Origin of the sequence: Roseateles saccharophilus, from assembly GCF_031458095.1 — a bacterium.
Lineage (GTDB): Bacteria > Pseudomonadota > Gammaproteobacteria > Burkholderiales > Burkholderiaceae_C > Pelomonas > Pelomonas saccharophila_A.
Map to the genome: position 1 here is coordinate 122,672 of NZ_JAVDXU010000006.1, position 22,944 is coordinate 145,615.

At 68.8% G+C, this 22,944-nt stretch carries 13 protein-coding genes; 9 read left to right on the forward strand and 4 right to left on the reverse strand.

Annotation, left to right across the window (positions count from 1 at the left end; translation table 11 throughout):
* Window positions 1–92: 92 nt before the first annotated feature.
* Together J2X20_RS28025 and J2X20_RS28030 are read right to left on the reverse strand one after the other, a co-directional pair.
* Window positions 93–1,439 (reverse strand): GH1 family beta-glucosidase, encoded by a 1,347-nt coding sequence (locus J2X20_RS28025; protein WP_310272796.1) that lies wholly within the window; start codon window positions 1,437–1,439, stop codon window positions 93–95.
* Between the two features lie 62 nt (window positions 1,440–1,501).
* The gene (locus J2X20_RS28030; protein WP_310272798.1) at window positions 1,502–4,258 is read right to left on the reverse strand and encodes a TonB-dependent receptor; all 2,757 of its coding nucleotides are present in this window, start codon (window positions 4,256–4,258) and stop codon (window positions 1,502–1,504) included.
* Between the two features lie 217 nt (window positions 4,259–4,475).
* On the opposite strand from J2X20_RS28030, the gene J2X20_RS28035 reads away from it, so the two are divergent.
* From J2X20_RS28035 to J2X20_RS28065, 7 genes are all read left to right on the forward strand, one after another.
* The gene (locus J2X20_RS28035) at window positions 4,476–6,410 is read left to right on the forward strand and encodes a glycoside hydrolase family 3 protein (RefSeq protein ID WP_310272799.1); all 1,935 of its coding nucleotides are present in this window, start codon (window positions 4,476–4,478) and stop codon (window positions 6,408–6,410) included.
* A gap of 31 nt (window positions 6,411–6,441) precedes the next feature.
* Window positions 6,442–7,464: a LacI family DNA-binding transcriptional regulator gene (locus tag J2X20_RS28040; protein ID WP_310272801.1), complete on the forward strand. Its 1,023-nt coding sequence runs from the start codon at window positions 6,442–6,444 to the stop codon at window positions 7,462–7,464.
* A 36-nt stretch (window positions 7,465–7,500) separates the two neighbouring features.
* Window positions 7,501–8,784, forward strand: a complete 1,284-nt coding sequence (locus tag J2X20_RS28045) for a tryptophan--tRNA ligase (RefSeq protein WP_310272803.1) — start codon at window positions 7,501–7,503, stop codon at window positions 8,782–8,784.
* An 83-nt stretch (window positions 8,785–8,867) separates the two neighbouring features.
* Window positions 8,868–9,452, forward strand: a complete 585-nt coding sequence (locus J2X20_RS28050) for an ECF-type sigma factor (RefSeq protein ID WP_310272805.1) — start codon at window positions 8,868–8,870, stop codon at window positions 9,450–9,452.
* A 25-nt stretch (window positions 9,453–9,477) separates the two neighbouring features.
* Window positions 9,478–12,261: a serine/threonine-protein kinase gene (locus tag J2X20_RS28055; protein WP_310272807.1), complete on the forward strand. Its 2,784-nt coding sequence runs from the start codon at window positions 9,478–9,480 to the stop codon at window positions 12,259–12,261.
* 122 nt (window positions 12,262–12,383) lie between these two features.
* A complete protein-coding gene (locus J2X20_RS28060; RefSeq protein ID WP_310272809.1) occupies window positions 12,384–14,084 on the forward strand; it encodes an AMP-binding protein in 1,701 nt (566 codons plus the stop codon).
* Between the two features lie 190 nt (window positions 14,085–14,274).
* Entirely contained in the window at window positions 14,275–14,766 is a 492-nt protein-coding gene (locus J2X20_RS28065) for a P-loop nucleotide/nucleoside kinase family protein (RefSeq protein ID WP_310272811.1), read from the forward strand.
* 2 nt (window positions 14,767–14,768) lie between these two features.
* Here J2X20_RS28065 and J2X20_RS28070 read toward each other — a convergent pair whose 3' ends face one another.
* Together J2X20_RS28070 and J2X20_RS28075 are read right to left on the reverse strand one after the other, a co-directional pair.
* On the reverse strand, window positions 14,769–16,373 hold the full coding sequence (locus tag J2X20_RS28070) for an outer membrane protein assembly factor BamB family protein (RefSeq protein ID WP_310272813.1): 1,605 nt from the start codon (window positions 16,371–16,373) through the stop codon (window positions 14,769–14,771).
* Between the two features lie 172 nt (window positions 16,374–16,545).
* The gene (locus J2X20_RS28075) at window positions 16,546–17,451 is read right to left on the reverse strand and encodes a LysR family transcriptional regulator (RefSeq protein ID WP_310272815.1); all 906 of its coding nucleotides are present in this window, start codon (window positions 17,449–17,451) and stop codon (window positions 16,546–16,548) included.
* Window positions 17,452–17,609: 158 nt separating this feature from the next.
* Here J2X20_RS28075 and J2X20_RS28080 point away from each other — a divergent pair, with 158 nt between their 5' ends.
* Window positions 17,610–19,781, forward strand: a complete 2,172-nt coding sequence (locus J2X20_RS28080) for a malate synthase G (RefSeq protein ID WP_310272817.1) — start codon at window positions 17,610–17,612, stop codon at window positions 19,779–19,781.
* Window positions 19,782–20,164: 383 nt separating this feature from the next.
* Window positions 20,165–22,882: a TonB-dependent receptor gene (locus tag J2X20_RS28085; RefSeq protein ID WP_310272819.1), complete on the forward strand. Its 2,718-nt coding sequence runs from the start codon at window positions 20,165–20,167 to the stop codon at window positions 22,880–22,882.
* Window positions 22,883–22,944 lie beyond the last annotated feature (62 nt).

Consider the following 22,944-nt stretch of genomic DNA (forward strand, 5'->3'; position numbering starts at 1 on the left):
CCGTCGCGGTGGAACGCGCCTGAGGGTGGACCCTGTAATATTTCATTTAGAAACCGCCCGTACCCTTGAACAAACTGCCTCTTCGACGTTAATTATTCGTTCAGGAACTGGCCGTACCAGAGGCCGCTGTCCTTCAGGATGCGCTTCTGGGAGGCGTAGTCGACATAGGCGATGCCGAAGCGGCGCAGATAGCCTTCGGCCCATTCGAAGTTGTCCAGCAGGCTCCAGGCGAAGTAGCCCTTGACCGGCACGCCGGCGTCCAACGCCTGCTTCAGCGCGGCCAGATGGCGCTGCAGATAGGACAGGCGCTCCTTGTCGTGCACGCGGCCTTCCGCGGTCAGCACGTCCTCGAAAGTGGAACCGTTCTCGGTCAGCTGGATGACGGGCGGGTGGTAGTCGCGCTGGATGCGGGTCAGCAGGTCGACCAGACCCTGGGGCGAGACCTCCCAGCCAAAGCCGGTGCGCTCGACGCCATGCTTCTCGACGAGGCTGGCGCGCATGGGGCCACCGGCGGGATCGTTCTTGACCATCTCGGGGAAGTAGTAGTTGACGCCGAGGAAGTCGGTCGCGGTCGCGATCGCCTTCAGGTCGCCTTCGACGATCTTCGGCGCGGCGTCACCGATCAGTTCCAGCGTGTCGGCCGGATAGCCGCGGCCGAACAGCGGGTCGAGGAACCAGCGGTTGCGCAGGCCGTCGTGGCGCTTCAGCGCGGCAAGGTCTTCGGCGCTGTTCGAGGCCGCGGTGATGGGGTGCAGGCTCAGCGTGATGCCGACCTGGGCATCCTTGGAGTTGCGGCGGATGACGGGAATCGCCTGGCCATGCGACAGCAGCACATGGTGGCAGGCCTGCATCGCGTCGGCCAGGCTGCTGCCGCCAGGCGCGTGGATGTTTTCCCAGTAGCCCATCATGCAGGAGCACCAGGGTTCGTTGTGGGTGATCCAGTGTTTGACGCGGTCGCCCAGGCGGCGGGTGACGATGTCGGTGTATTCGAGGAAGGCCGCGACCGTGTCACGCGAGGTCCAGCCGCCCTGCTCCTGCAGCAGCTGCGGCAGGTCCCAGTGATAGAGGGTGCACCAGGGGTCCAGCTCACGCTCCAGCATGCCGTCGACCAGACGGTCGTAGAAGGCCAGGCCGGCTTCGTTCACGGCACCGCGGCCGTTCGGGAGGATGCGCGGCCAGGCGATGGAGAAGCGGTAGGCGTTGACGCCCAGGCCCTTGGCCATGTCCAGGTCCTGGGGCCAGAGGTGGTAGTGGTCGCAGGCGACCAGACCGTTGGAGCCGTCACGGATACGCCCCGGCTGCTGGCAGAAGCGGTCCCAGATGGACTCGCCCTTGCCATCCTCCTGGCCGGCGCCTTCGATCTGGAAGGAGGAGGTGGACACGCCCCAACGGAAGTCGGCGGGGAAGTCTTTGCGGGTCGGGGCGTTGTGGGAGCTCATGCTGCGGATGTAGTGGCGCCGGCCACGAGAGCCGGCGCGGGTTCGGGAACAGAAGAACCGGCTTAGAACTTGTACGTGCCGCCGATCAGGACCTGGCGGCCATAGGAGGTGTAGCGCTCGGGCAGGGTGGCATTGGGATCCTTGGCGCCGGTGGAGATGCCCACGCGGGTGCGATAGGGCCGGTCGCGAAGGTTATTGACCTGCAGCGTCAGCGACAAGCCCTTGAAGGCGCCCGACTCGAAGGCATAGCCGAATTGCGCGTCCATGATGGTCTCGGCCGAGATCATGCTGGGCACGTTCTCGCCGAAGGTGCCGCGCACCGTCGTCACGAAGGCGGAGCGGTGGCGGCTGCCGAGGCGGGCCGAGAAGCCGTCACGCTCGTAATAGACGGTGAAGTTGGTGGCAACGCCCGACAGGCCGTCCAGCGGGTTGTTGAGGTTGTTGTCCTCATGCAGGGAGCTGCGCGTGTTGGAGTAGCTGAAGCTCACACCGATGCCGTCCACCGCCGGGCTGATCAGGCCCCCGTCCAGCGAGCCGCTCAGCTCCGTGCCCGCCACCATGCCGCCATGGCCGTTGGCCTTGGTGCTCAGCAGGCCGATATTGCTGATCGGCGTGTAGGTCGTCGGGTTGGGGAAGCCGGTGAAGTCGAAGGGAATGGACTGCGAGTAGACGAAGTTCTTGATGTTCTTGTGGAAGGCCGCGGCCGCCACGTAGCTGCGCTTGCTGAAGTAATGCTCGACCGACAGGTCCACCGCGTCGGCGCGCCAGGGCTCCAGCTTGGCATTGCCGCCGCTGGCCGACCAGGTGCGGTCGGTGCTGCTGACGTTGATGCCCGAGAAGCCGGCGCGCATGTCTTCCATATTGGGCCGCGCCAGCACCTTGGCCAGGCCGAAGCGCAGGATGGTGTTGGCCGTCAGGTCGGCCGACAAGTTGAGGCTGGGCAGGGTGTCGGTGTAGCTGGTGCCGCCCGTCGTGGGGTCGCTGGCATTGGTCTTGGGGTTCCACAGCAGGCCATTGCTCCACTGCTTGGCATGCACGACGCGCAGGCCCAGGCTGCCGTGGATGGGCACGCCCCAGTCGAACTCCAGGCCCAGCTTGGCAAAGGCCGCCGTCACCTTCTCGTGCACCGACCAGACGCGGCCCGGCGCCTGATCGGCCGCGGCCGGCGCCACGTCGTAGAGGCTGAGCACGCTGGGCAGGTCGAAATTGACCATGCGGATGGGGCTGCCGGCAAAGCTCAGGTCGGTCGGCTCGCGCAGCAGATTGGCCGGGATCAGCACCGGCGCGCGGTTGTTCTTGAGGTTGTAGTAGACCTCGGTGCGGTTCATGGACTTGTCGCGCTCGGAGTAGTCCACGCCGCCTTCGATGCTGTTCATCCAGCTCTCGAAGTTGCGGCCGGCACTGAGCTTGAGCGCCTTGATCTCGTCGCGCACCTTGGGGAACTGGCTGCGGCCGTCGCGGCCCCAGTTGGCCGGGTCGGTCAGGTAGACGCTCTTGGGGTCGGAGAAGTCGAAGTTGGGCGCGAAGGTGGAGCGGCCGTCGCCGGTGACGATGTTGGCCTGGTTCAGCGTGACGCGGTTCCTGGAGCCGGCCTGCACCTCGGCGTTCTGCTCGTCGCGCTGCGCCTTGGACCAGCTCAGGTCGCCGGCCAGCTTCCAGTCGCCCAGCTTGAGCTCGTTGTTCCAGCCGACGGCGCGGATGTCATCCTGGCGCTTGTTGTAGGTCGTCAGCGCCACCGGCGTCGTGTTGACGACGTTGCCGCTGGTGATGATCTTGTCGCCGTTGATGTCGGTCGTCTGCGCATTGGTCCAGCCCGCACCCGACCAGGTCGACATGTCGGACATCACCGTGCGGCGCGCCTCGGTCTGGTCGAACTTGGAGTAGTACAGGTCCAGCGTGGAATGGAACCCGTTGCCGGGTTTGTACTCCAGCACACCCATCAGGCCGTCGCGCTTCTGGCGTGAAGAGGCGGCACCCAGCTCGAAGCCCTGCAGGGCCACGGCATCCAGCGGCGCGCCCGGCAGCGGCGCACCCCAGTTGTTGGTGTTGGCCCACCACCAGCTCTTGTAATGCTGCTCCTGGTTGGGCGAATCGAGATGGGCGAAGCCGACGGCCGCGCCCCAGGTGCGGTCGGCCGACTGCGTGACCCAGGAGGCGCTCAGCCGGTTGCCGGTGCCGGAGATCTCGGGGTTCAGCGAGCCGTTGGAGTTGCGCTCGAGGCGGGCGCCGACCACCATCTGCGACTTGGCGAAGTCCAGCGGCCGCAGCGTTTTCATGTTGATGGTGCCGGACAGGCCCTGTGCCGACAGGCTGGGGTCGGGCGTCTTGTAGACCGTGGCGGCGTTGATCAGCTCCGAGGGGAACTGGTCGTATTCCACCGAACGGTTGTCGCCCGTGGAGACGATCTCGCGGCCGTTCAGCAGCGTGACGCCAAAGCGCGGTGCCATGCCGCGGATGCTGATGACTGACGAGCGGCCCGCCACGCGCTGGGCTGTCAGGCCCGGCAGGCGCGAGATGGCGTCGGCGATGGACACATCGGGCAGCTTGCCGATGTCTTCCGCCGAGATGGCCTCGACGATGGCGTCGGCGTTGCGCTTGGTGCTGATGGAGGTTTCCAGGCTGGCGCGGAAACCCGTGACGGTGACGGTCTCCAGCTTCTGGTCGCCGGCCGGCGCGGCCTGGGCCAGGGCCAGCACGGGCGCGCCCAGCAGGCCGACGCACAGGGCGACGGGCGTGAGGCGGTTACGCCGCTGGCGCGGGTGTTGGGGCCAATGGGGGGCGAGGGCGCGCGCTGCCGCGCGCTGGGCTTGCTTGGGCATTTTGTTTCGTCTCCTGGTTCGTCTTGTTCGCTGCTCGGCCGGCCTTTTTGCAGTGACGCCTCGCTGCTCTCTGGCAGTTTTGGCATCACAATTGGAACCGGTTCCAACCGCGGCGCAAATCTAATGCGGCACAGTCGGGGCTGTCAATCTCGTCGGCCCGGGGGTTGACGTTTTTTTGCTTCACCCACTACCGTCGCGACCCCAACTGAAGATGACGATGACGCGCAAACCCCTCCCCCTTCTCCTCGCCACGGCCCTGTGGGCGGCCACCGCCGCAGGCGCCAGTGAAACCGATTCCATCGTGCAGGCCTGGCCGGCCCGCAAGCCCGTGCGCGACGCGGCGCTGGAAGCCAGGGTGGAGACCGCGCTGAAGGGCCTGAACCTGCGCCAGAAGATCGGCCAGATCACCCAACCCGAGATCCGTGCCGTCACGCCGGACGAGGTGCGCGACTACGCCATCGGCACCATCCTCAACGGCGGCGGCGGCTGGCCCGGCCAGGATCGCGCGGCCACGCCGGCGCAATGGCGCGAGCTGTCCGAGAAGTTCCAGGCCGCGGCCCTGCAGGCCACACCGGGCATCCCGCTGATCTGGGGCACGGACGCCGTCCACGGCCACAACAATGTGCGCGGCGCCACCCTGTTCCCGCACAACATCGCGCTGGGTGCGACGCGCGATGCAGACTTGGTGCGCGACATCGGCCGCGCCACCGCCCGCGCCATACGCGCCTCTGGCCTGCACTGGGCTTTTGCGCCGACGCTGGCCGTCGTGCAGGACGTGCGCTGGGGTCGCACCTACGAGAGCTTCAGCGTCGACCCCGCACTCGTGAAGCAGCTGGGCCAGGCCTCGGTCGAGGGCCTGCAGGAAGGCATGAAGGAGGGCCGGGGCGTGCTCGCGACGGCCAAGCATTACGTCGGTGACGGCGGCACGCGCCGCGGCATCGACCAGGGCGTGACCCAGGCCTCACCGGCAGCTCTCGCCAACGTCCACGGCGCCGGCTACCTCGGCGCGCTGGACGCCGGCGTGCTGACCGTCATGACGTCCTTCAGCAGCTGGACTGACAGCGCTGGCTACGTCGAGCACGGCAAGATGCACGGCAATGCCACGCTGATGACCGGAGTGCTGAAGGAGCGCCTGGGCTTCGACGGCCTCATCGTCAGCGACTGGGACGGTGTCGGCCAGGTGCCTGGCTGCACGCCCGAGCACTGCCCGGCCGCCATCAATGCCGGCATCGACGTCGTCATGGTGCCCTTCAAGTGGAAGGCCTTCTACGAGAACACGCTGCGCGACGTCGAGCAGGGCCGCATCCCCATGGCCCGCATCGATGACGCGGTGCGCCGCATCCTGCGCGCCAAGTTCAGCATCGGCATGCAGCCGGCCGTACCCGCCACCGTGGAGGCCTTGCAGGCGTCCGAACTGGCCCGTCGCGCGGTGCGCGAGTCCCTGGTGCTGCTGAAGCACAAGCCCGGGCTGTTGCCGCTGAAGGCCAATGCCCGCGTCCTCGTCGTCGGTGCCGCGGCCGACAGCCTCGCCCACCAGAGCGGCGGCTGGAGCGTGACCTGGCAGGGCCGTGACACCACCAATGTCGATTACCCGCAAGGCACGACGCTGCTGGCCGCGCTGCGCCAGCGCCTGGGCGCGGCCAACGTCACTTTCGATGCCGACGGCAGCAGGAGCGATCCGAAGAGCTTCGACGCCGTCATCGCCGTGCTGGCCGAGACGCCCTATGCCGAGGGCGAGGGCGATGTGCGCATCACCGAGAACCTGCGCCACAGCCGCCGCCATCCCAAGGACGCCGAAGTGCTGCAGCGCGTCGCCGGCCGCGGTGCGCCGGTCGTCACGCTGCTGTACTCCGGCCGGCCGCTTTACGTGAACGACCTGGCCAACAGGAGCGACGCTTTCATCGCCGCCTGGCAGCCGGGTACCGAAGGCGCGGGCCTCACGGACGTGCTCATCGCCGCCGCCGACGGCAAGCCCTGGCCCGGCTTCACCGGCCGCCTGTCCTTCCCCTGGCCCGCCGGCCCCTGCCAGTTCAGCGCCCACGAGGCCAAGCCCTGGTGGCCGGTCGGCGGCGGCCTGAGCGGCAAGGAGACCCAGGTAAACACCAAGCCCCTGCCCGAGCCGGTCGACCCCGCTCCGATCTGCCCCCTGTGATTCAATCCGCCCCAGAAAAAGCAGAGGGCGAATGGCAACGATCAAGGATGTAGCGCGACTGGCCGGCGTGGGCGTGGGCACCGCGTCGCGCGTCATCAGCGGAAACGGTTCCGTCGCGCCGGCCACGGCCGAGCGGGTGCGCAAGGTCATCGCCCAGCTGAAGTTCCGGCCCTCGCAGACGGCACGCTCGCTGGGCGCCGGCACCTCCAAGCTGATCGGGGTCTACATCCCCTTCCTGCGCGGCACCTACTACACGCCCATCCTGCGCGTCATCGACACCGTGCTGCGCACCCAGGGCCTGCACATGGTGGTGGCGTTTGGCGAGGGCATCGAGGACGAGCGCGTCGAGACCAACGACGGCATGCGCTTTCTGCTGGACCGCGACTGCGACGGCCTCATCGTGCTGTCCAACGCCCTGCAGGACGAGGACCTCAAGGCCCTGGGCCCGGCGGCCCGCCAGGTCGTCGTGCTGAACCGCCACTTCGACCGCATCAAGGACCAGTGCTTCACGGCCGACCATGTGCAGGGCGGCGTGCAGGCCGCGCGTGCCCTGCTGCAGCACAAGCACAAGGACATCGCCGTCGTCTCCGGTCCGACGACCTCGCCGGACAACGTCGCCCGCCTGAACGGCTTCATGGGCGAGCTGGCCCTGCGCGGCCTGGACACGGCCAAGATCGTCACCGTGCCCGGCGACTTCTCCAACCAGGCCGGCTGGGACGCCGCCGAGGCCCTGCTGAAGCAAAAGCGCCTGCCCACGGCCGTGTTCTGCGCCAACGACGAGATGGCCATCGGCCTGCTGGCGCATTTCCAGGAGCGCGGCGTGTCGGTGCCGCACGAGGTTTCGGTGCTGGGCTATGACGACTCTCCCAGCGCCGAATTCGCCGCCCCCAGGTTGACCTCGGTGCACATTCCCAGCCACGAGGTGACGCTGGCCGGCCTGAACTGGCTGCTGAATCGCTGCTACGGGCAGGAGCTGCCCGTCTCGCGGCAGTTCGACATCTCCGTGACCTGGCGCGCCTCGGTAGCAGCACCCCCTTCCCGCAAGCGAAGCTGAGGCCACAATCCGGTTTGGTTACTTTTCACCAAACCCATGCCTCAACGCGTCCTGACCGGCATCACCACCACCGGCACCCTGCATCTTGGCAATTACGTCGGCGCCATCCGCCCGGCGATTGAAGCCAGCCGCAAGCCCGGCGTGGAGAGCTTTTTCTTCATGGCCGACTTCCACGCGCTGATCAAGTGCGACGAGCCGGACCGCCTGGCCCATTCCAGCCGCGCCATCGCCGCCACCTGGCTGGCCGCCGGCCTGGACCCTGAGCGCGTCACTTTCTACCGCCAGAGCGATGTGCCCGAGATCCCGGAGCTGACCTGGCTGCTGACCTGCGTGACGGCCAAGGGTCAGATGAACCGCGCCCATGCCTACAAGGCCGCGGTGGATGCGGCCGTCGCTGCCGGCGAGGAGCCCGATGCCAACGTCAGCATGGGCCTGTTCAGCTACCCGGTGCTGATGGCCGCCGACATCCTGATGTTCAACGCGCACAAGGTGCCGGTGGGCAAGGACCAGGTCCAGCACATCGAGATGGCGCGCGACGTGGCCCAGCGCTTCAACCACCTCTTTGGCCAGGGCAGGGAGCTGTTCACCCTGCCCGAGGCCGTCACCGATGCCGAGATGGAGCTGCTGCCGGGCCTGGACGGCCGCAAGATGAGCAAGAGCTATGACAACGTCATTCCTCTGTTCGAAGGCGGCAGCGCGGCCCTGAAGGACGCAGTGGCGCGCATCGTCACCGACAGCAAGCTGCCCGGCGAGCCCAAGGACCCGCAGGGCCAGGCCCTGGTCACCATCTACGACGCCTTCGCGACCACCGAGCAGCGCGCCGCCTTCCGCGCCGCCCTGCGCGGCGGCCTGGGCTGGGGCGAGGCCAAGCAGCAGCTGGTCGCCCTCATCGAAGGCCAGATCGGCCCCATGCGCGAGCGCTATGCCGAGCTGATGGCCCATCCCGAGAAGCTCGAGGCCACGCTGCAGGCCGGCGCCGCCAAGGCGCGCGCCATCGCCGTGCCCTTCCTGAAGACGCTGCGCGAGGCCTGCGGCCTGCGGCCCTACACGTCCACCGCGACGACGGCCGCGGCCAAGACCGAGAAAGCCGCCCTGCCCGTCTTCAAGCAATACCGCGAAGCCGACGGCAAGTTCTACTTCAAGCTGCTTTCGGCCGGCGGCGAGCTGCTGCTGCAGAGCAGCGGCTTCGAGCAGGGCCGCGACGCCGGCCAGTGGGTGGCGCGGCTGAAGCGCGAGGGGTGGGTGGCTGACGCGCCGGTGCAGCGCGAAGCGAGCGAGGCCGACATCGCCGCGGCCCTGGCCGCCTTCCAGGAAGACTGAAATGAAGCGACCCCCACGCCCGCTTCGCGTGCTGCCCCCCGAGGGGGCGTGTCAGTGCCTTCGGGCGGCCGGGCGGCACTGACATGGCCGACGTCACTGAACTGCTGATCGGCACGTCCAAAGGCGACCCGGCGGCGCTGCAGCAGCTCTACGCCCTCCTCTACCCCGAGATCAAGCGGGTGGCCCGCATCCGCCTGGCGCAATGCGGCCCCAATGGCCGCGCGGCCGGCCTGGACACGACGGCCCTGGTGCACGAAGGCTTTCTGCGCATGGCCGACCAGCAGGGCCTGCAGGGCGAGACGCGCGGCCAGTTCTTCGCCTATATCGGCCGCGTGCTGCGCTCCGTCGTCATCGACCACCTGCGCACCGAGGGCCGCGACAAGCGCGGCGGCGACGCCGTCATGGTCACGCTGTCGGCCGCCGGCGACGTGGCCGCGGTGCAGAGCCAGGCCGTCGACCTGATCGGCCTGGACCAGGCGCTGGAGCGCATGAAGGCCCTGGACAAGGGGCTCTACGAACTCATCGAGATGGTGGGCTTCGCCGGCCTGTCCATTGCCGAGGTGGCGGAACTGCGCAAGCTGTCCACGCGCAGCATCAACCGCGAGCTGCTCAAGGCCCGGGCCCTGCTGCAGGAGCTGCTCGGCGACAAACCCGACACCGTCTACTGATGGGCTTGCGCTGAGGTCCCGCTCCATGGACGCGACCGACTGGCCCCGCATCTCCGCCCTCTTCGACGAGCTGGCCGAACTGCCCGCCGCCGAACGCCAGGCCCGCCTGGCCGAACTGCAGCCGCCCGAGCTGGCCGCGCGGCTGGCGCGCATGCTGGCCTCCCTGCCCGAGGACCCGGACGCCACTGTCCTCGTCGGCGGCACCGCCTTCAATGCCCAGCTGGCCGACGCCCTGTCCGAGCGCCCCAGCAACAAGCGGCCCGAGCCCGGCGACCGCTTCGGTTCCTGGTGCCTGGCCGAGCTGCTCGGCGAAGGTGGCATGGGCCAGGTCTGGCGCGCCGAGCGGGCCGACGGCCTCTACCAGGGCGAGGCCGCCATCAAGCTGCTGCGCGACGACTACGCCAGCCCGGGCCTGGCGGCCCGCTTCGCCCGCGAGCGCGCCGTGCTCGGCCGCCTCACCCACCCCGGCATCGCCCGCCTGCTGGACGCCGGCGAGCAGGACGGCCGCGCCTACCTGGTGCTGGAGTACGTGGCCGGCCAGACCCTGAGCGCCCACGCCCGCGACCACGCTCTGCCGCTGGCGGCCCGCGTCAAGCTGCTCGTCGAGGTGGCCCGCGCCGTCGAGCATGCCCATGCCCAGCTCATCGTGCACCGCGACCTCAAGCCCAGCAACGTCATGCTGGACGAGAGCGGCTGCGCCAAGCTGCTGGACTTCGGCATTGCCGGCCTGCTCAACGACTCCGGCATGCAGGCCGACAGCCAGCTGACGCTGATCACCGGCCGGCGCCTGACCCCCGCCTATGCCGCGCCCGAGCAGATCACCGGCGGCGCCATCGGCGTGGCCGCCGACATCTATTCCCTGGGCGTCATGCTCTACGAGCTGGCCAGTGGCCAGCTGCCCTTCGGCGGCAAGGGCCGCAGCCGCACGGAACTGGAACATGCCGTGCTGCACACCGAGCCCGCGCGCCTGACACGCACGACGCGCTCGACCGGGCCGGGCCCCGACGAACGCGAGCACGGCCCCGGGCGGCCGCCCGATGCCGAACGCGCCGCGGGCGACCTCGAGGCCGTCGCCGCCAAGGCCTTGCGCAAGGACCCCGCCGAGCGCTACGCCAGCGTCGGCGCCTTCGTCGACGACCTGCAGCGCTGGCTGGAGCAGCGCCCGGTCAGCGTGCGCGCCGAGGACTGGCGCCACCGCGTCCATCTCTGGGCGCGGCGCAATGCGGCCGTCGCCGTCGGTGGCCTGCTGGTGTTTGCCGCCCTCAGCCTGGGCCTGGCCGTCAGCCTCTGGCAGCGCCGCGAGGCCCAGGCCGCCGCGCGCGAGTCCGAGCAGGTGACGGGTTATCTGGCCGAGCTGCTCGGCGCCGCCAGCCCCGACCAAAACGGCGGCCGCCAGCCCACCGTCGTCGAGCTGCTGGACCGCAAGCGCCAGGAACTGGCCACGCGCTTCAACGACCAGCCCGAGGTCAAGGACCGCATCTTCGACACCCTGGTCAAGACCTATTTCGCGCTGCAGCGCTTCGACGTCGCCGCGCCGCTGGCCGAGCAGCGCCTGGCCCATGCCCGCCAGGCCTTTGGCGAGGAGGATCCACGCGCCGAGGATGCGACCCTGTCGCTGGCCGGCATCCACACGGCGGTGGCCGGCGGCCAGCCCGTCATCGACCTGCTGGAGCCGCTGCTGCTGCGCTGGGACAGCCGCTATGGCCCGCAGAGCGAAAAATCCCACGGCCTGCGCCTGCAGCTGCTGGCCGCCTATGGCCGGGTGGGCCGCTTCGCCGACGCCGAGCGCGAGCTGGCGCTGGCCCGGCGCTCCAATGACACCATCTACGCCAAGAATCCCTTCGAGCACGCACGCTTTGCGACCTACGAGAACGTGCTCTATGTCTATGAAGGCCGGCTGCGCGAGGCCGAGCGCTCACTGGAAGCGGCCAAGCCTTTCTGGAATCCCCAGGAGGCCGAGCGCATCCGGCCGGCCCTGGTCCTGGAGCGCAATCTGTCCTTCGTGCGCTGGCGCCTGGCGCGCGAAAGTGCCGCCGAGGCCACGGCGCGCAGCGATGACCTGATCCGCCGCTGGGACGCTATCGCCCGTCCCGGCAACCACGCCAGCACCCTGATGCGCCAGCTGCTGGCGGCCTATCTGCAGCAACTCGGCGAGTTCGGCCCGGCCCTGGCCCAATTGGAGAAGGCCCAGGCCGAGACCGAGGCCGCCGGTGCGGACGACGCGGTGACCGGCCTGCTGCGCCGCACCCTGGTGCTGGAGGCCCGCGTGCTGGGCGCCGGCCGCGCCGACCCGGCCACCGTGCAGGCTGCCGTCCAGGCCCTGGCCGCCCTGGACGGCGCGCCGCTGATCGGCGACGTGCGCCGCGCCGAGGGCCTGCTGACGCTGGCCCGCATCGCCTTGGCGCCCGGCGCCGGCGAGGCCGGCCAGATGCTGGCGCGCAATATCGAGCATCGCCTGGACACGCTGCGCCCGCTGCTGGCGCAATCGCGCAACCTGGCCACGCGCATCGACCTCTTCAAGGGCCGCACCGCCGCCACGCCCGCGGCCTGGCTGGCCGCAACGCGGGTGCGGGTGGCCTATTTCGATGGCCTGCCCGAGCCGCAGGGCCTGCCCGAGTGGACCTCCCGCCTGCAGCTCGCCTGCGCCCTGCGCGCCACCGGCGAGCCCTGGCAGGAGACCCTCACGCGCGCCGAGGCCGCACGGCCGCCCAACCTGGCCGAACTGACGCCCCAGCTGCATCCGCTGACCGAGGTCGCCGCGCGGCTGGCGGCCGGCACGGCGGCGCCGGATTGCGACTGGCGTTTCTAGAGCTTTGCGTCTAGGCCCTCTGGGCAGGCTGTCACGCCGTAGGGTGTTTACCCGGGGTGGGCCGGCGTTTACACGCGGTTAACTTTGCGCTTCCCGAAAAGAATGTCCGAGGAGACGCACCCATGGCCACCATCGCCGCCGACACGCTCGCCCTGCAACGCCTGTACCACTGGGAGCGCACGGCGGGGAGCCGGATCGCCCTGACCCAGCCCATGGGCGGCACCGACGTCAAGGACTTCACCTGGGCCCAGGTCGGCGACCAGGTACGCCGCATGGCGGCCTTCCTGAAGGCCAGGGGCCAGGCCGAGGGCTGGCCGGCCGACGCCAAGGTGGCCCTGCTGTCCAAGAACTGCGCCTGGTGGCTGATGACCGACCTCGCCATCTGGATGGCCGGTTATGTCAGCGTGCCGCTGTACCCGACGCTGGCGGCCGAAACCATCACGCAGATCCTCACGCACAGCGAGGCCAAGTTCATCTTTGTCGGCAAGCTCGACGGCTGGGAAGGCATGAAGCCCGGCGTGCCGCCCAGCCTGGCCGGTGCCAGCTATGCGCTGTCGCCCGACGACGCCAAGAAGACCTACGACAGCTGGGACGCCATCTGCGCCCGCACCGAGCCGATGAAGGGCGAGGTCACGCGCAATGCCGACGAACTCTGCACACTGATCTACACCTCGGGCACGACGGGCAACCCCAAGGGCGTCATGCACAACTTCGGCGGCTTCGCCTGGGCCGTGGCCGAGGGCCTGACGCGCTTCCCGATGACGGCCGAAGACCGCATGCTGTCCTATCTGCCGCTGGCCCATGTGGCCGAACGGGTGCTCGTCGAGCATGGCTGGCTGAAGACCGGCATGCGGCTGTGGTTCGCCGAGTCGCTGGACACCTTCACGGCCGACCTGCAGCGTGCCCGCCCGACCATCTTCTTCAGCGTGCCGCGGCTGTGGGTCAAGTTCCAGCAGGGCGTGCAGGCCAAGATGCCGCCGCAGAAGATGAACAAGCTGCTGCGCCTGCCCATCATCGGCGGCCTGGTGCGCAAGAAGGTGCTCAAGGCCCTGGGCCTGGACCAGTGCCGCATCGCCGTCGGCGGCGCCGCGCCCATGCCGGTGGCGCTGTTGGAGTGGTATGCCAACCTGGGCCTGCCGGTCAACGAAGGCTATGGCATGACCGAGAACCTGGCGCTGTCCCACATCACCATCCCCGGCAAGAACCAGCGCGGCACCGTGGGCCCGGCCTACCCCGGCGTGCAGACCCGCATCGACCCCGCCAATGGCGAGCTGCAGATGCGCAGCCCGGCGCTGATGCTGGGCTACTACAAGGAGCCGGGCCTGACCGCCGACGCACTGACGCCCGACGGCTGGCTGCACACCGGCGACAAGGTCACGCAGGACGCCGATGGGTGCGTGCGCATCACCGGCCGCGTGAAGGACCTGTTCAAGACCAGCAAGGGCAAATACGTCGCCCCCGCGCCCATCGAGGACAAGCTGGGCATGAACCCCAATATCGAGGCCTGCTGCGTGGCCGGCGCCAATATGGGCCAGCCCCTGGGCATCGCCATGCTGTCGCCGCAGGGCGTGCAGCGCGCCAGCTCCGAGGCCGAGCGCACCGCGCTGATGGCCGAGCTGAGCAAGCACCTGGACGACGTCAACGCCCGCCTGGACCCGCATGAGCAGCTCGACACCCTGGTGCTGATCAAGACGCCTTGGACCGTGGACAACGGCTTCATCACGCCGACCTTCAAGGTCAAGCGCAACCGCATCGAGGAGGCCTATGCGGGCAAGTTCGATGCGTGGGCGGGCAAGCGCGCCAAGGTGCAGCTCGGGGACTGAGACAGGACCGAGAACAGGCCCTGCGGCCTGTTCGACGCCCGTCGAAGGACCGCTGCCATGCAGGGCAGCGGGCATGAGCAGGCACCGAGGACAAGCCCTGCGGCTTGTCCGACAGCCTGCGAAGGACGGCCGCCATGCAGGGCGGCCGGCATGAGGCTCCTCGCCCCTTCGGCGCGGCTAAGCTCGCGGCATGGCACAGCCCACCCTGTTCTTCCTCTGCGGCAAGATGGCCGCGGGCAAGTCCACGCTGTCGCGCGAGTTGGCCACGCGTCATGACGCCGTGCTGCTGGTACAGGACGACTGGCTGGAGAAGCTCTTCCCCGGCGAGATCCTGAGCATCCCGGACTTCGTGCGCTGCTCGACGCGGCTGCGCGACGCGCTGGCGCCGCATGTGCGGGCCCTGCTGTCGCGCGGCCTGCCTGTCGTGCTCGACTTCCCCGCCAATACGCGCTCCCAGCGGGCCTGGTTCCGCGAGCTCTTCGAGCAGGCCGACGTCGCCCACGAGCTGCATTTCATCGACGCGCCCGACGATCTCTGCAAGCGCCAATTGCGCCAGCGCAGTCAGGGCCTGCCCGAGGGCGCGCCCTGGACCACGGAGGCGGAGTTCGACGCCATCACCGCCTATTTCCAGCCGCCGGACGACGACGAAGGCTTCGTCGTCATCCGGCACTCGCGCCCCTAGGCTCAGTCGGGCAAGGAGAAGGCGTACAGCTTGCTGTTCGGCGTGCCGAAGCCGAAGTTGCTGTAGCCCGAGCCCCAGTACAGCGTGCCGTCGGCGATGGCCGCGCCCGACAGGCAGGAGCCCCCGCTCGGATAGCTCCACAGGATGGCCCCGCTCGCGCCATTCATCGCATACATGCGGCCGCTGGCGTCCAGCGAGCAGGCGTAGACGACACCATTGGCCGTCGTCACCGGGCCCGAGGGGCCGCCGCCGAAGCCGCCCGGCGGCAGCGGGTCGAGCGTCTGCCACAGCATGGCGCCGGTGGCGGCATCCAGGCCGAACCAGGCGCCGCGTGTCGTCGGCGCGCCAGCGCCCATCGGCATCCAGGGCACCCCGTTGCTGTTGGCATTGGCCGTGTACACGCGCGTACCGTCCACCGCCGAGCCCCATTGCAGGCCGCCCGCCGTGCCGCCCGGGCCGGCCTGGGTGACCCAGGCCACGGCGCCGGTGTCCGGGTTCAGCGCCCAGTACTGGCCGCTCTTCTGCCCGAGACCCAGCAGCTCGACCGGCTTGCCCTTGCCGGCCTTGGACTTGAACAGCGCCGGGGCCTGGCCAAAGTCGTAGTCCGGGCCCGCTGGCGAGGGACAGTTGCTGCCGTCGCCAACGAAGGGGATGCAGTCCACCGTCCAGGCGTCGTAGGGGATGGCGCGGGTCGCCCAGCGCACGGCGCCGGTCTTCATGTCGAGGGCGAGGACACTGTCGAAATGGTCGTTCGCCGGCAGGCAGGCGGCTTTGGCCACCGGATCGGCACCGGCCGCCGCCACGCAGGCCAGCACGGCCGGCGGCACCGAGTAGTTGTTGCCGGTGGCGATATAGACCGCGCCGCGCGAGGTGTCGACGGCGGGCGAGCTGCCCCAGACCGCGTTGCCGGTATAGCCGGCCGGCGCCAGCGTCGTCTTCCAGCGGATGGCGCCGCTCTTCAGGTCCAGCGCCAGCATGCTGCCGCGGAAGGACAGCTGGTAGCCCGGCACGAAGGCGGCGAGGGCCTCTTCCTGCGAGGCGACGCCGACGAAGACCTGTTCGCCATGGATGGTGGCCGACTGCGTGATGACGGCCGCGATGTGCGGGTCCGCCTGCGTGCTCCAGACGAGGGCGCCGGTGTCCTTGTCGAAGGCCAGCACCTTGGCGCCGGGGCCGCCGCCGGCCAGGATGGAACCCTGGGTGCCGATGACGACCTTGCCCCCGCCTAGGGCCGGCGTCGCGCGGGCCTTGTCACGGGGAATGCCCGTCACCGACGGCAGGTAGACGGCCCAGCGCACGCTGCCGTTGCTGCGGTTGACCGCGTAAAGATAGCCGGCCCAGTCGGGCACATAGACCGTGTCGCCGTCGACGGCCGGCGTGGCCGAGACGTCGCCTGCCGTCGTCAGCGCCCATTTGACGGCCAGCTGGTTGACGTTGCCGACGCCGAGCTTGTGCTCGGACGCCTGGCTGCGTGTGTTCTCGCGGTCGCCCCCCGCACTGCTCCATTCATTGCCCTGCGCCGCTGCTGCCACCAGCGGCAAGGCCATGGCCACAGCCGCAATGAGGGTGCGCGTCGGCGCGGTCGGCTCTCGAAAACAGGTCTTCATGGAAGTTCTCCGTTTGCGATGCCCGATGCACGGGCCGTGGGCAGGTGGGCATCGCGCAACCCGCCACAGCAGACGCCTGGCGCTACAGCAAGGCGAAAGGGCATCAGAGGACGCAGCAGGGACCGCTGCATCGGGGCATACCCGTCGCTGTCCTCTCGGTTGAGGACGGTGGCTAGCCGCGCCAGTAATCCGCTCGCCCGTAGTGGGCACGCAAATGCTCGACCCACAGCCGCGTGCGCAGTGGCAGATGGCGTGACTGCGGCAGGATGGCGTAGATGCCGTTGGGCGGCGCCGCGAAGGCGTCCAGCACGCTGACCAGGCGCCCGGCCGCCAGGTCGGCCTCGACCTCCCAGGTGCTGCGCCAGGCGATACCGAGGCCGGCCACGCACCAGTCGTGCAGCACCTGGCCATCGCTGCAATCCAGCCGGCCGACGGGCCGCAGATGCTGCACGGCGCCATCGATCTGGAAGGCCCAGCCGCGGGTCTGGCTGGCTTCCGAGCTCAAGGTCAGGCAGGCATGGCGGCCGAGTTCGTCGGGGTGCTTGGGCGTACCGGCCCGCTTCAGGTAGGAAGGTGCCGCAACGCACAAGCGCCGGTTGTCGGCCAAGCGCGTGCTGACAAGGCTGGAGTCGGGCAGGTCGCCGACGCGCACCGCGCAGTCGAAACCCTCGTGAACGATGTCGACGACGCGGTCGCTGAGGTTGAGCGACAGGCTGAGGTCGGCATGCTCGGCCAGGAAGCCGGGCACCAGCGGCGCGACATGGCGGCGGCCGAAGCCGGCCGGAGCCGTCACACGCAGATGGCCGCTGGCCTTGAGCCCGCCGGCGCTGACCGCGGCCTCGGCGTCGGCCAGGGAGGCGACGAGGCGCTGGCAGTCCTCCAGAAAGGCCTGGCCCTCGGGCGTCAGCGTCAGCCGCCGCGTCGTGCGCAGCATCAGCTTGACGCCCAGGCGGGCCTCCAGCGCGTCCAGACGCCGCCCCATGACGGCCGGCGCCACGCCCTCGGCCTGGGCCGCCGCCGTCAGGCTGCCCTTGGCGGCGACCAGGACGAAGGACTCGATCTGCTTGAGCTTGTCCATGCCGGGATTGTGCTGGGCTGTCGACGCAAAGACAGCGGTTTCATGAAAGATCTTTGCGTTTTTGTCACAGATGAATGGCACGCCTCGCAGCGAATCCCGACACGCGGCGCGGCTAGATTGGCGACATCCGTTGTTGCCTCTTGCAGGAGTTGCTCGCCATGCCTCGCACCACCCTCCACCGCCTGCAGGTCGATACCGACCTGGCCCGCTTCATCGACACCGAGGTCCTGCCCGGCACCGGCATCGCGACCGACAGCTTCTGGGCCGGCTTCAGCAAGCTGGCCCATGAACTGGCGCCGATGAACCGCGCTCTGCTGGCTGAGCGCGACCGCCTGCAGGCCGAGCTGGACGCCTGGCACGAGGCCCATCCCGGCCCCATCGCCGACATGCCGGCCTACCGCAGCTTCCTGCAGCGCATCGGCTATCTCGTCGAGCCGCCGACCCAGGTGCAGGCGACGACGGCCAATGTCGACGCCGAACTGGCCCTGCAGGCCGGCCCCCAGCTCGTCGTGCCCATCCTCAACGCCCGCTATGCGCTGAACGCCGCCAACGCGCGCTGGGGCTCGCTGTACGACGCCCTCTACGGCACCGACGCCATTTCCGAAGCCGACGGCGCCACCCGCGCCGGCCCCTACAACCCGGTGCGCGGCGCCAAGGTCATCGCCTTCGCGCGCCACGTGCTCGACCAGGCCGCGCCACTGGCCACGGGCTCGCATGCCCAGGCCACCGGTTATCGCGTCGACGGCGGCCGCTTGGCCGTCACGCTGGCGTCCGGCGAGACCACGGGCCTGACGGACCCGACTGCCTTTGCCGGCTACCAGGGCGATGCCGCAGCGCCGAGCAGCGTGCTGCTGGTCCACCATGGCCTGCATCTGGACATCCGCATCGACCGCTCGACGGCCATCGGCAAGAGCGACGCGGCCGGCGTGGCCGATGTCGTCGTCGAATCGGCCCTGTCCACCATCCTCGACCTCGAAGACTCCGTCGCCGCGGTGGACGCCGAGGACAAGCTGCTGGCCTACCGCAACTGGCTCGGCATCCAGCTCGGCACGCTGACCGAGGAAGTCGCCAAGGGCGGCAAGACTTTCACGCGCCGCCTCAACGCCGACCGCGTCTACACGGCGCCGGGCGGCGGCACGCTGACCCTGCATGGCCGCTCGCTGATGTTCGTACGCAATGTCGGCCACCTGATGACCAACCCGGCCATGCTGCTGGCCGACGGCAGCGAGATCCCCGAGGGCATCATGGACGCCGTCGTCACGACGACCATCGCCATGCATGACCTCAAGCGTCGCGGCAACAGCCGCACCGGCTCGGTCTACATCGTCAAGCCCAAGATGCACGGCCCCGCCGAAGTGGCCTTTGCCGCCGAGCTGTTCAGCCGCGTCGAGCAGCTGCTGGGCCTGCCCGACAGCACCGTCAAGTTGGGCATCATGGACGAGGAGCGCCGCACCTCGGTCAACCTGAAGGCCTGCATCGCCGCGGCCGCCAGCCGCGTTGCCTTCATCAACACCGGCTTCCTGGACCGCACCGGCGACGAGATGCACACCGCCATGCGCGCCGGCCCCATGCTGCGCAAGGGCGACATGAAGACCTCGAGCTGGATCCAGGCCTATGAGCGCAGCAATGTGCTGACTGGCCTGGCCTGCGGCCTGCGCGGCCGTGCCCAGATCGGCAAGGGCATGTGGGCCATGCCCGACCTGATGGCCGCCATGCTGGAGCAGAAGATTGGCCACCCCAAGGCCGGCGCCAACACGGCCTGGGTGCCCTCGCCCACCGCCGCGACCCTGCATGCCCTCCACTACCACCAGGTCAGCGTCGCGGCCGTGCAGCAGGAGCTGGAGAGGGTCGACCTCGCCGCCGAACGCGAGGCCATCCTGAACGCGCTGCTGACCATCCCTGTCGCCCCCAAGGCGGACTGGACGCCCGAGCAGCGCCAGCAGGAGCTGGACAACAACGTGCAGGGCATCCTGGGCTATGTGGTGCGCTGGGTCGACCAGGGCGTGGGCTGCTCCAAGGTGCCCGACATCAACGGCATCGGCCTGATGGAAGACCGTGCGACGCTGCGCATTTCCAGCCAGCACATCGCCAACTGGTTGCGCCACGGCGTCGTGACGGCTGAGCAGGTGCGCGAGACCTTTGCCCGCATGGCCAAGGTCGTCGACGGCCAGAACGCCGGCGACACGGCCTACCAGTCCCTGGCAGCCAACCCCCAGGGCGCGGCCATGCAGGCGGCCCTGGACCTGGTCTTCAAGGGCGAGGCCCAGCCCAGCGGCTACACCGAGCCGCTGCTGCACGCCTGGCGGTTGAAGGTCAAGGCCGGCGCCTGAAGGGAGACGCTTGGAGACGAACAGAAACCGCCAAAACACACTCCGTTAACGAAATGACGGGCGGAACATGCCGAAAGTCATGCTCCAGTTGAGGGGGTGGGGTGTTGCTTTCACCGCAAGAACGCCCGTGTGTGGCAGGGGGCCACTGTTGTCGGCCTGCGACACACAGGCTGGCGACAGGTGGGCGGCGCCCAGGGAATCCCGCATCGACTGCCCATAAATCCTGGCCCGCTCCGGTCCGCGGACGCTCAATTGGGGCGAACCCGCAAAACCGCGCAGAAAACTTTCCTCACACTTCGCGCGCTCTCCCGGCACTACGGCCGGGCTGGACCGTACTTGCCACCCACCAGGTGGCAAGCCGCATTTTTGTTAGGAGTTCTTCGATGTTCAAACGTCATGTCGTCAGCGCGGCCGCGCTGGCAAGCCTTGCCGCTGTCACCCAGCCGGCCTTCGCCCAGCAAACGCTGGAGCGCGTCGAGATCACGGGCTCGGCCATCCGCCGCTCCGTCACCGACGAAGGCGCCCTGCCCATCACCGTCGTGAAGGTTGACGATCTGCGTCAGCAAGGCGTGACCAGCGTCGAAGGCATCCTCGACCTGCTGTCGGCCAGCCAGTCCAGCACGCCCAGCACCAACTCCATCGGCTCCGGCACCGGCGGCGCCGCCTATGCCAACCTGCGCGCCCTGGGCAGCAACAAGACCCTGGTGCTGCTGAACGGCCGTCGCATGACGTCGTTCGCCTTCGACGCCAACGCCGTTGACCTGAACTCCATCCCCTTTGCCGTCATCGAGCGCGTCGAAGTGCTGCGCGACGGCGCCTCCGCCGTCTACGGCACGGATGCCATCGGCGGCGTGATCAACTTCATCACCAAGTCCAACTTCCGCGGCGGCCAGATCACAGCCGAGATGACCAAGCCGCGCAAGGATGGTGGCGACAAGGAAGGTGGCTCGGTCATCTTCGGCTTCGGCGACCTGGACAAGGACAAGTTCAACTTCTGGGGTTCGTTCGACACCCGCCGCCAGCAGCGCGTGCGCGCCCTGGACCGCGACTTCGCCAAGACCGGCATCATTCCCAGCCGCGGCGTGAACGGCAACTCGGGCACGACCTTCCCGGGCAACTTCACGGGTCAATTCATCGTCCCGGTGTCGGCCAACTTCCCGAACGGCCGTGAAAGCCGCTCCTTCAACCCGACCGCGCCGAACTGCGCGGCCCCGCTGTCGCTGGTGAACCCGACGAACCCGAACGCCTGCGTGTTCGACTTCAGCTCGACCATCGACATCATCCCGGACGTCAAGCAGAACACCATCGCCGGCCGCGTGGGCCTCAAGCTCGCCGAAGACCATGTGCTGACCCTCGAAGGCCTGGCCACCGAGAACAAGAACACCTCGCGCGTCGCTCCCGACCCGGTCAGCGGCATCACCATCAACCCCGGCAACCCGGCCTACCCGACGGGCGTGCCCAACCTGGACACCACCAAGCCGATCAATGTCGGCTGGCGCATGGTGCCGGCAGGCCCGCGCACCAACGAATCCAACTCGACGGCCAAGCGCGTCGTCGCCGACCTGAGCGGCGTCATCTCGAGCTGGGACTACCGCCTGGGCGCCATGCTGTCGCGCAGCACCGGCAATGACGCCGCCGTCGACGGATACGTCAGCGCCCCCTTCGTGCGCCAGCAGGTGGCCGCCGGCAACCTGAACCCCTTCCGCGATGCCACGCCGACCGAGCTGGGCGTCATTGCACAAGCCAAGCGCAAGGGCGTGTTCGGCTTTGCCACCGGCGAAACCCACGGCGTCGACATCCGCGCCAGCCGTGACCTGTTCGCACTGCCGGGTGGCAACGCCGCCGTGGCGCTGGCCGCCGAAGTCCGCAAGGAAAAGTACCGCTTCGACACCAACGACGATGTCGTGACCAACATCCCGTCGGCCGGCCGTTCGGTCAACCACAAGGGCGGTGACCGCAACGTCAAGGCCTACGGCGCGGAGCTGCTGCTGCCGGTGTGGAAGAACGTCGAAGTCCAGGTGGCCCTGCGTACCGACGATTACTCGGACGCCGGCAAGACGACCAACCCCAAGGTGGGCATCCGCTTCCAGCCGATCAAGGAAGTCGTGCTGCGCGGTTCCTACAACACGGGCTTCCGCGCCCCGGGCCTGGATGACCTGTACGCCCCGCAAACCGTCACCTTCTCGTCCGGCGCCAAGAACGACCCGCTGCTTTGCGACGCCAACGGCAAGGCCATCGGCTCGCTGGGCGGCGTGCAAAGCCGCGACTGCGGCCTGCAGCCCCAGGTCCAGAACGGCGGCAACGCCAACCTGAAGCCCGAGAAGTCCAAGACCGTCACGGTCGGCGTCGCCATCGAGCCGATGAAGGACCTGACGTTCTCGATCGACTACTGGAACATCAAGCTGCGCGACCAGATCAACGTCCTGCCGCTCGACACCATCATCGCGGACCCGACCCGCTACGCCGCCAACTTCGTGCGCTGCAACACGCTGCCGCTCGCCGTCCAGAACACGCTGAACCGCTGCTCTGGCCTGGACAACAACAGCCCCGCCATCGGCTACATCATCCAGACCAACGACAACATCGGCAAGATCCAGACCAATGGCTTCGACCTGACCGCCGGCTACAACATGAAGCTGGGTGGCATGGGTTCGCTGGCCCTGGCCTACGACGGCACCTACGTCCGCAGCTACAAGTACCAGACCAACCCGAGCGATCCGTTCAAGGAGAACGTCGGCATCTACAGCGACGGCAACCCCGTCTTCAAGTGGAAGCACAACCTGAGCGCGGCCTGGGCCCTGGAGAACTTCGGCGCCCGCATGAGCCTGCGTCACCAGAGCGGCTATCGCGACCAGAACGATCCGTCCACGGTCGTCGGTGGCGCGTCGTTCTACGGCAATGTCGAGTCCTACACGCTGGTCGACCTGTCGGCTTCCTACAAGTTCAACAAGATGACGTCGCTGACCATCGGCGTCAAGAACCTGTTCGACAAGGATCCCCCGTTCTCCAACCAATCGAACCGCTCGCAGCGTGGCTATGACCCGCGCTACACCGACCCCCTGGGTCGCGCGCTGTTCGTTCGCGCTGCCTACGGCTTCTAAGCCCAGGCGCTGCGATTCAAGGCCCGCTTCGGCGGGCCTTTTTTCATGGCCAGGCCTGACCG

What these genes read in the sequence shown, in the direction of transcription:
- J2X20_RS28065 (WP_310272811.1), top strand. Translation starts at nt 14,275, where the DNA reads ATGGCACAGCCCACCCTGTTCTTCCTCTGCGGCAAGATGGCCGCGGGC.
- J2X20_RS28045 (WP_310272803.1), top strand. Translation starts at nt 7,501, where the DNA reads ATGCCTCAACGCGTCCTGACCGGCATCACCACCACCGGCACCCTGCAT.
- J2X20_RS28085 (WP_310272819.1), top strand. Translation starts at nt 20,165, where the DNA reads ATGTTCAAACGTCATGTCGTCAGCGCGGCCGCGCTGGCAAGCCTTGCC.
- J2X20_RS28060 (WP_310272809.1), top strand. Translation starts at nt 12,384, where the DNA reads ATGGCCACCATCGCCGCCGACACGCTCGCCCTGCAACGCCTGTACCAC.
- J2X20_RS28070 (WP_310272813.1), bottom strand. Translation starts at nt 16,373, where the DNA reads ATGAAGACCTGTTTTCGAGAGCCGACCGCGCCGACGCGCACCCTCATT.
- J2X20_RS28055 (WP_310272807.1), top strand. Translation starts at nt 9,478, where the DNA reads ATGGACGCGACCGACTGGCCCCGCATCTCCGCCCTCTTCGACGAGCTG.
- J2X20_RS28035 (WP_310272799.1), top strand. Translation starts at nt 4,476, where the DNA reads ATGACGCGCAAACCCCTCCCCCTTCTCCTCGCCACGGCCCTGTGGGCG.
- J2X20_RS28030 (WP_310272798.1), bottom strand. Translation starts at nt 4,258, where the DNA reads ATGCCCAAGCAAGCCCAGCGCGCGGCAGCGCGCGCCCTCGCCCCCCAT.
- J2X20_RS28040 (WP_310272801.1), top strand. Translation starts at nt 6,442, where the DNA reads ATGGCAACGATCAAGGATGTAGCGCGACTGGCCGGCGTGGGCGTGGGC.
- J2X20_RS28075 (WP_310272815.1), bottom strand. Translation starts at nt 17,451, where the DNA reads ATGGACAAGCTCAAGCAGATCGAGTCCTTCGTCCTGGTCGCCGCCAAG.
- J2X20_RS28050 (WP_310272805.1), top strand. Translation starts at nt 8,868, where the DNA reads ATGGCCGACGTCACTGAACTGCTGATCGGCACGTCCAAAGGCGACCCG.
- J2X20_RS28025 (WP_310272796.1), bottom strand. Translation starts at nt 1,439, where the DNA reads ATGAGCTCCCACAACGCCCCGACCCGCAAAGACTTCCCCGCCGACTTC.
- J2X20_RS28080 (WP_310272817.1), top strand. Translation starts at nt 17,610, where the DNA reads ATGCCTCGCACCACCCTCCACCGCCTGCAGGTCGATACCGACCTGGCC.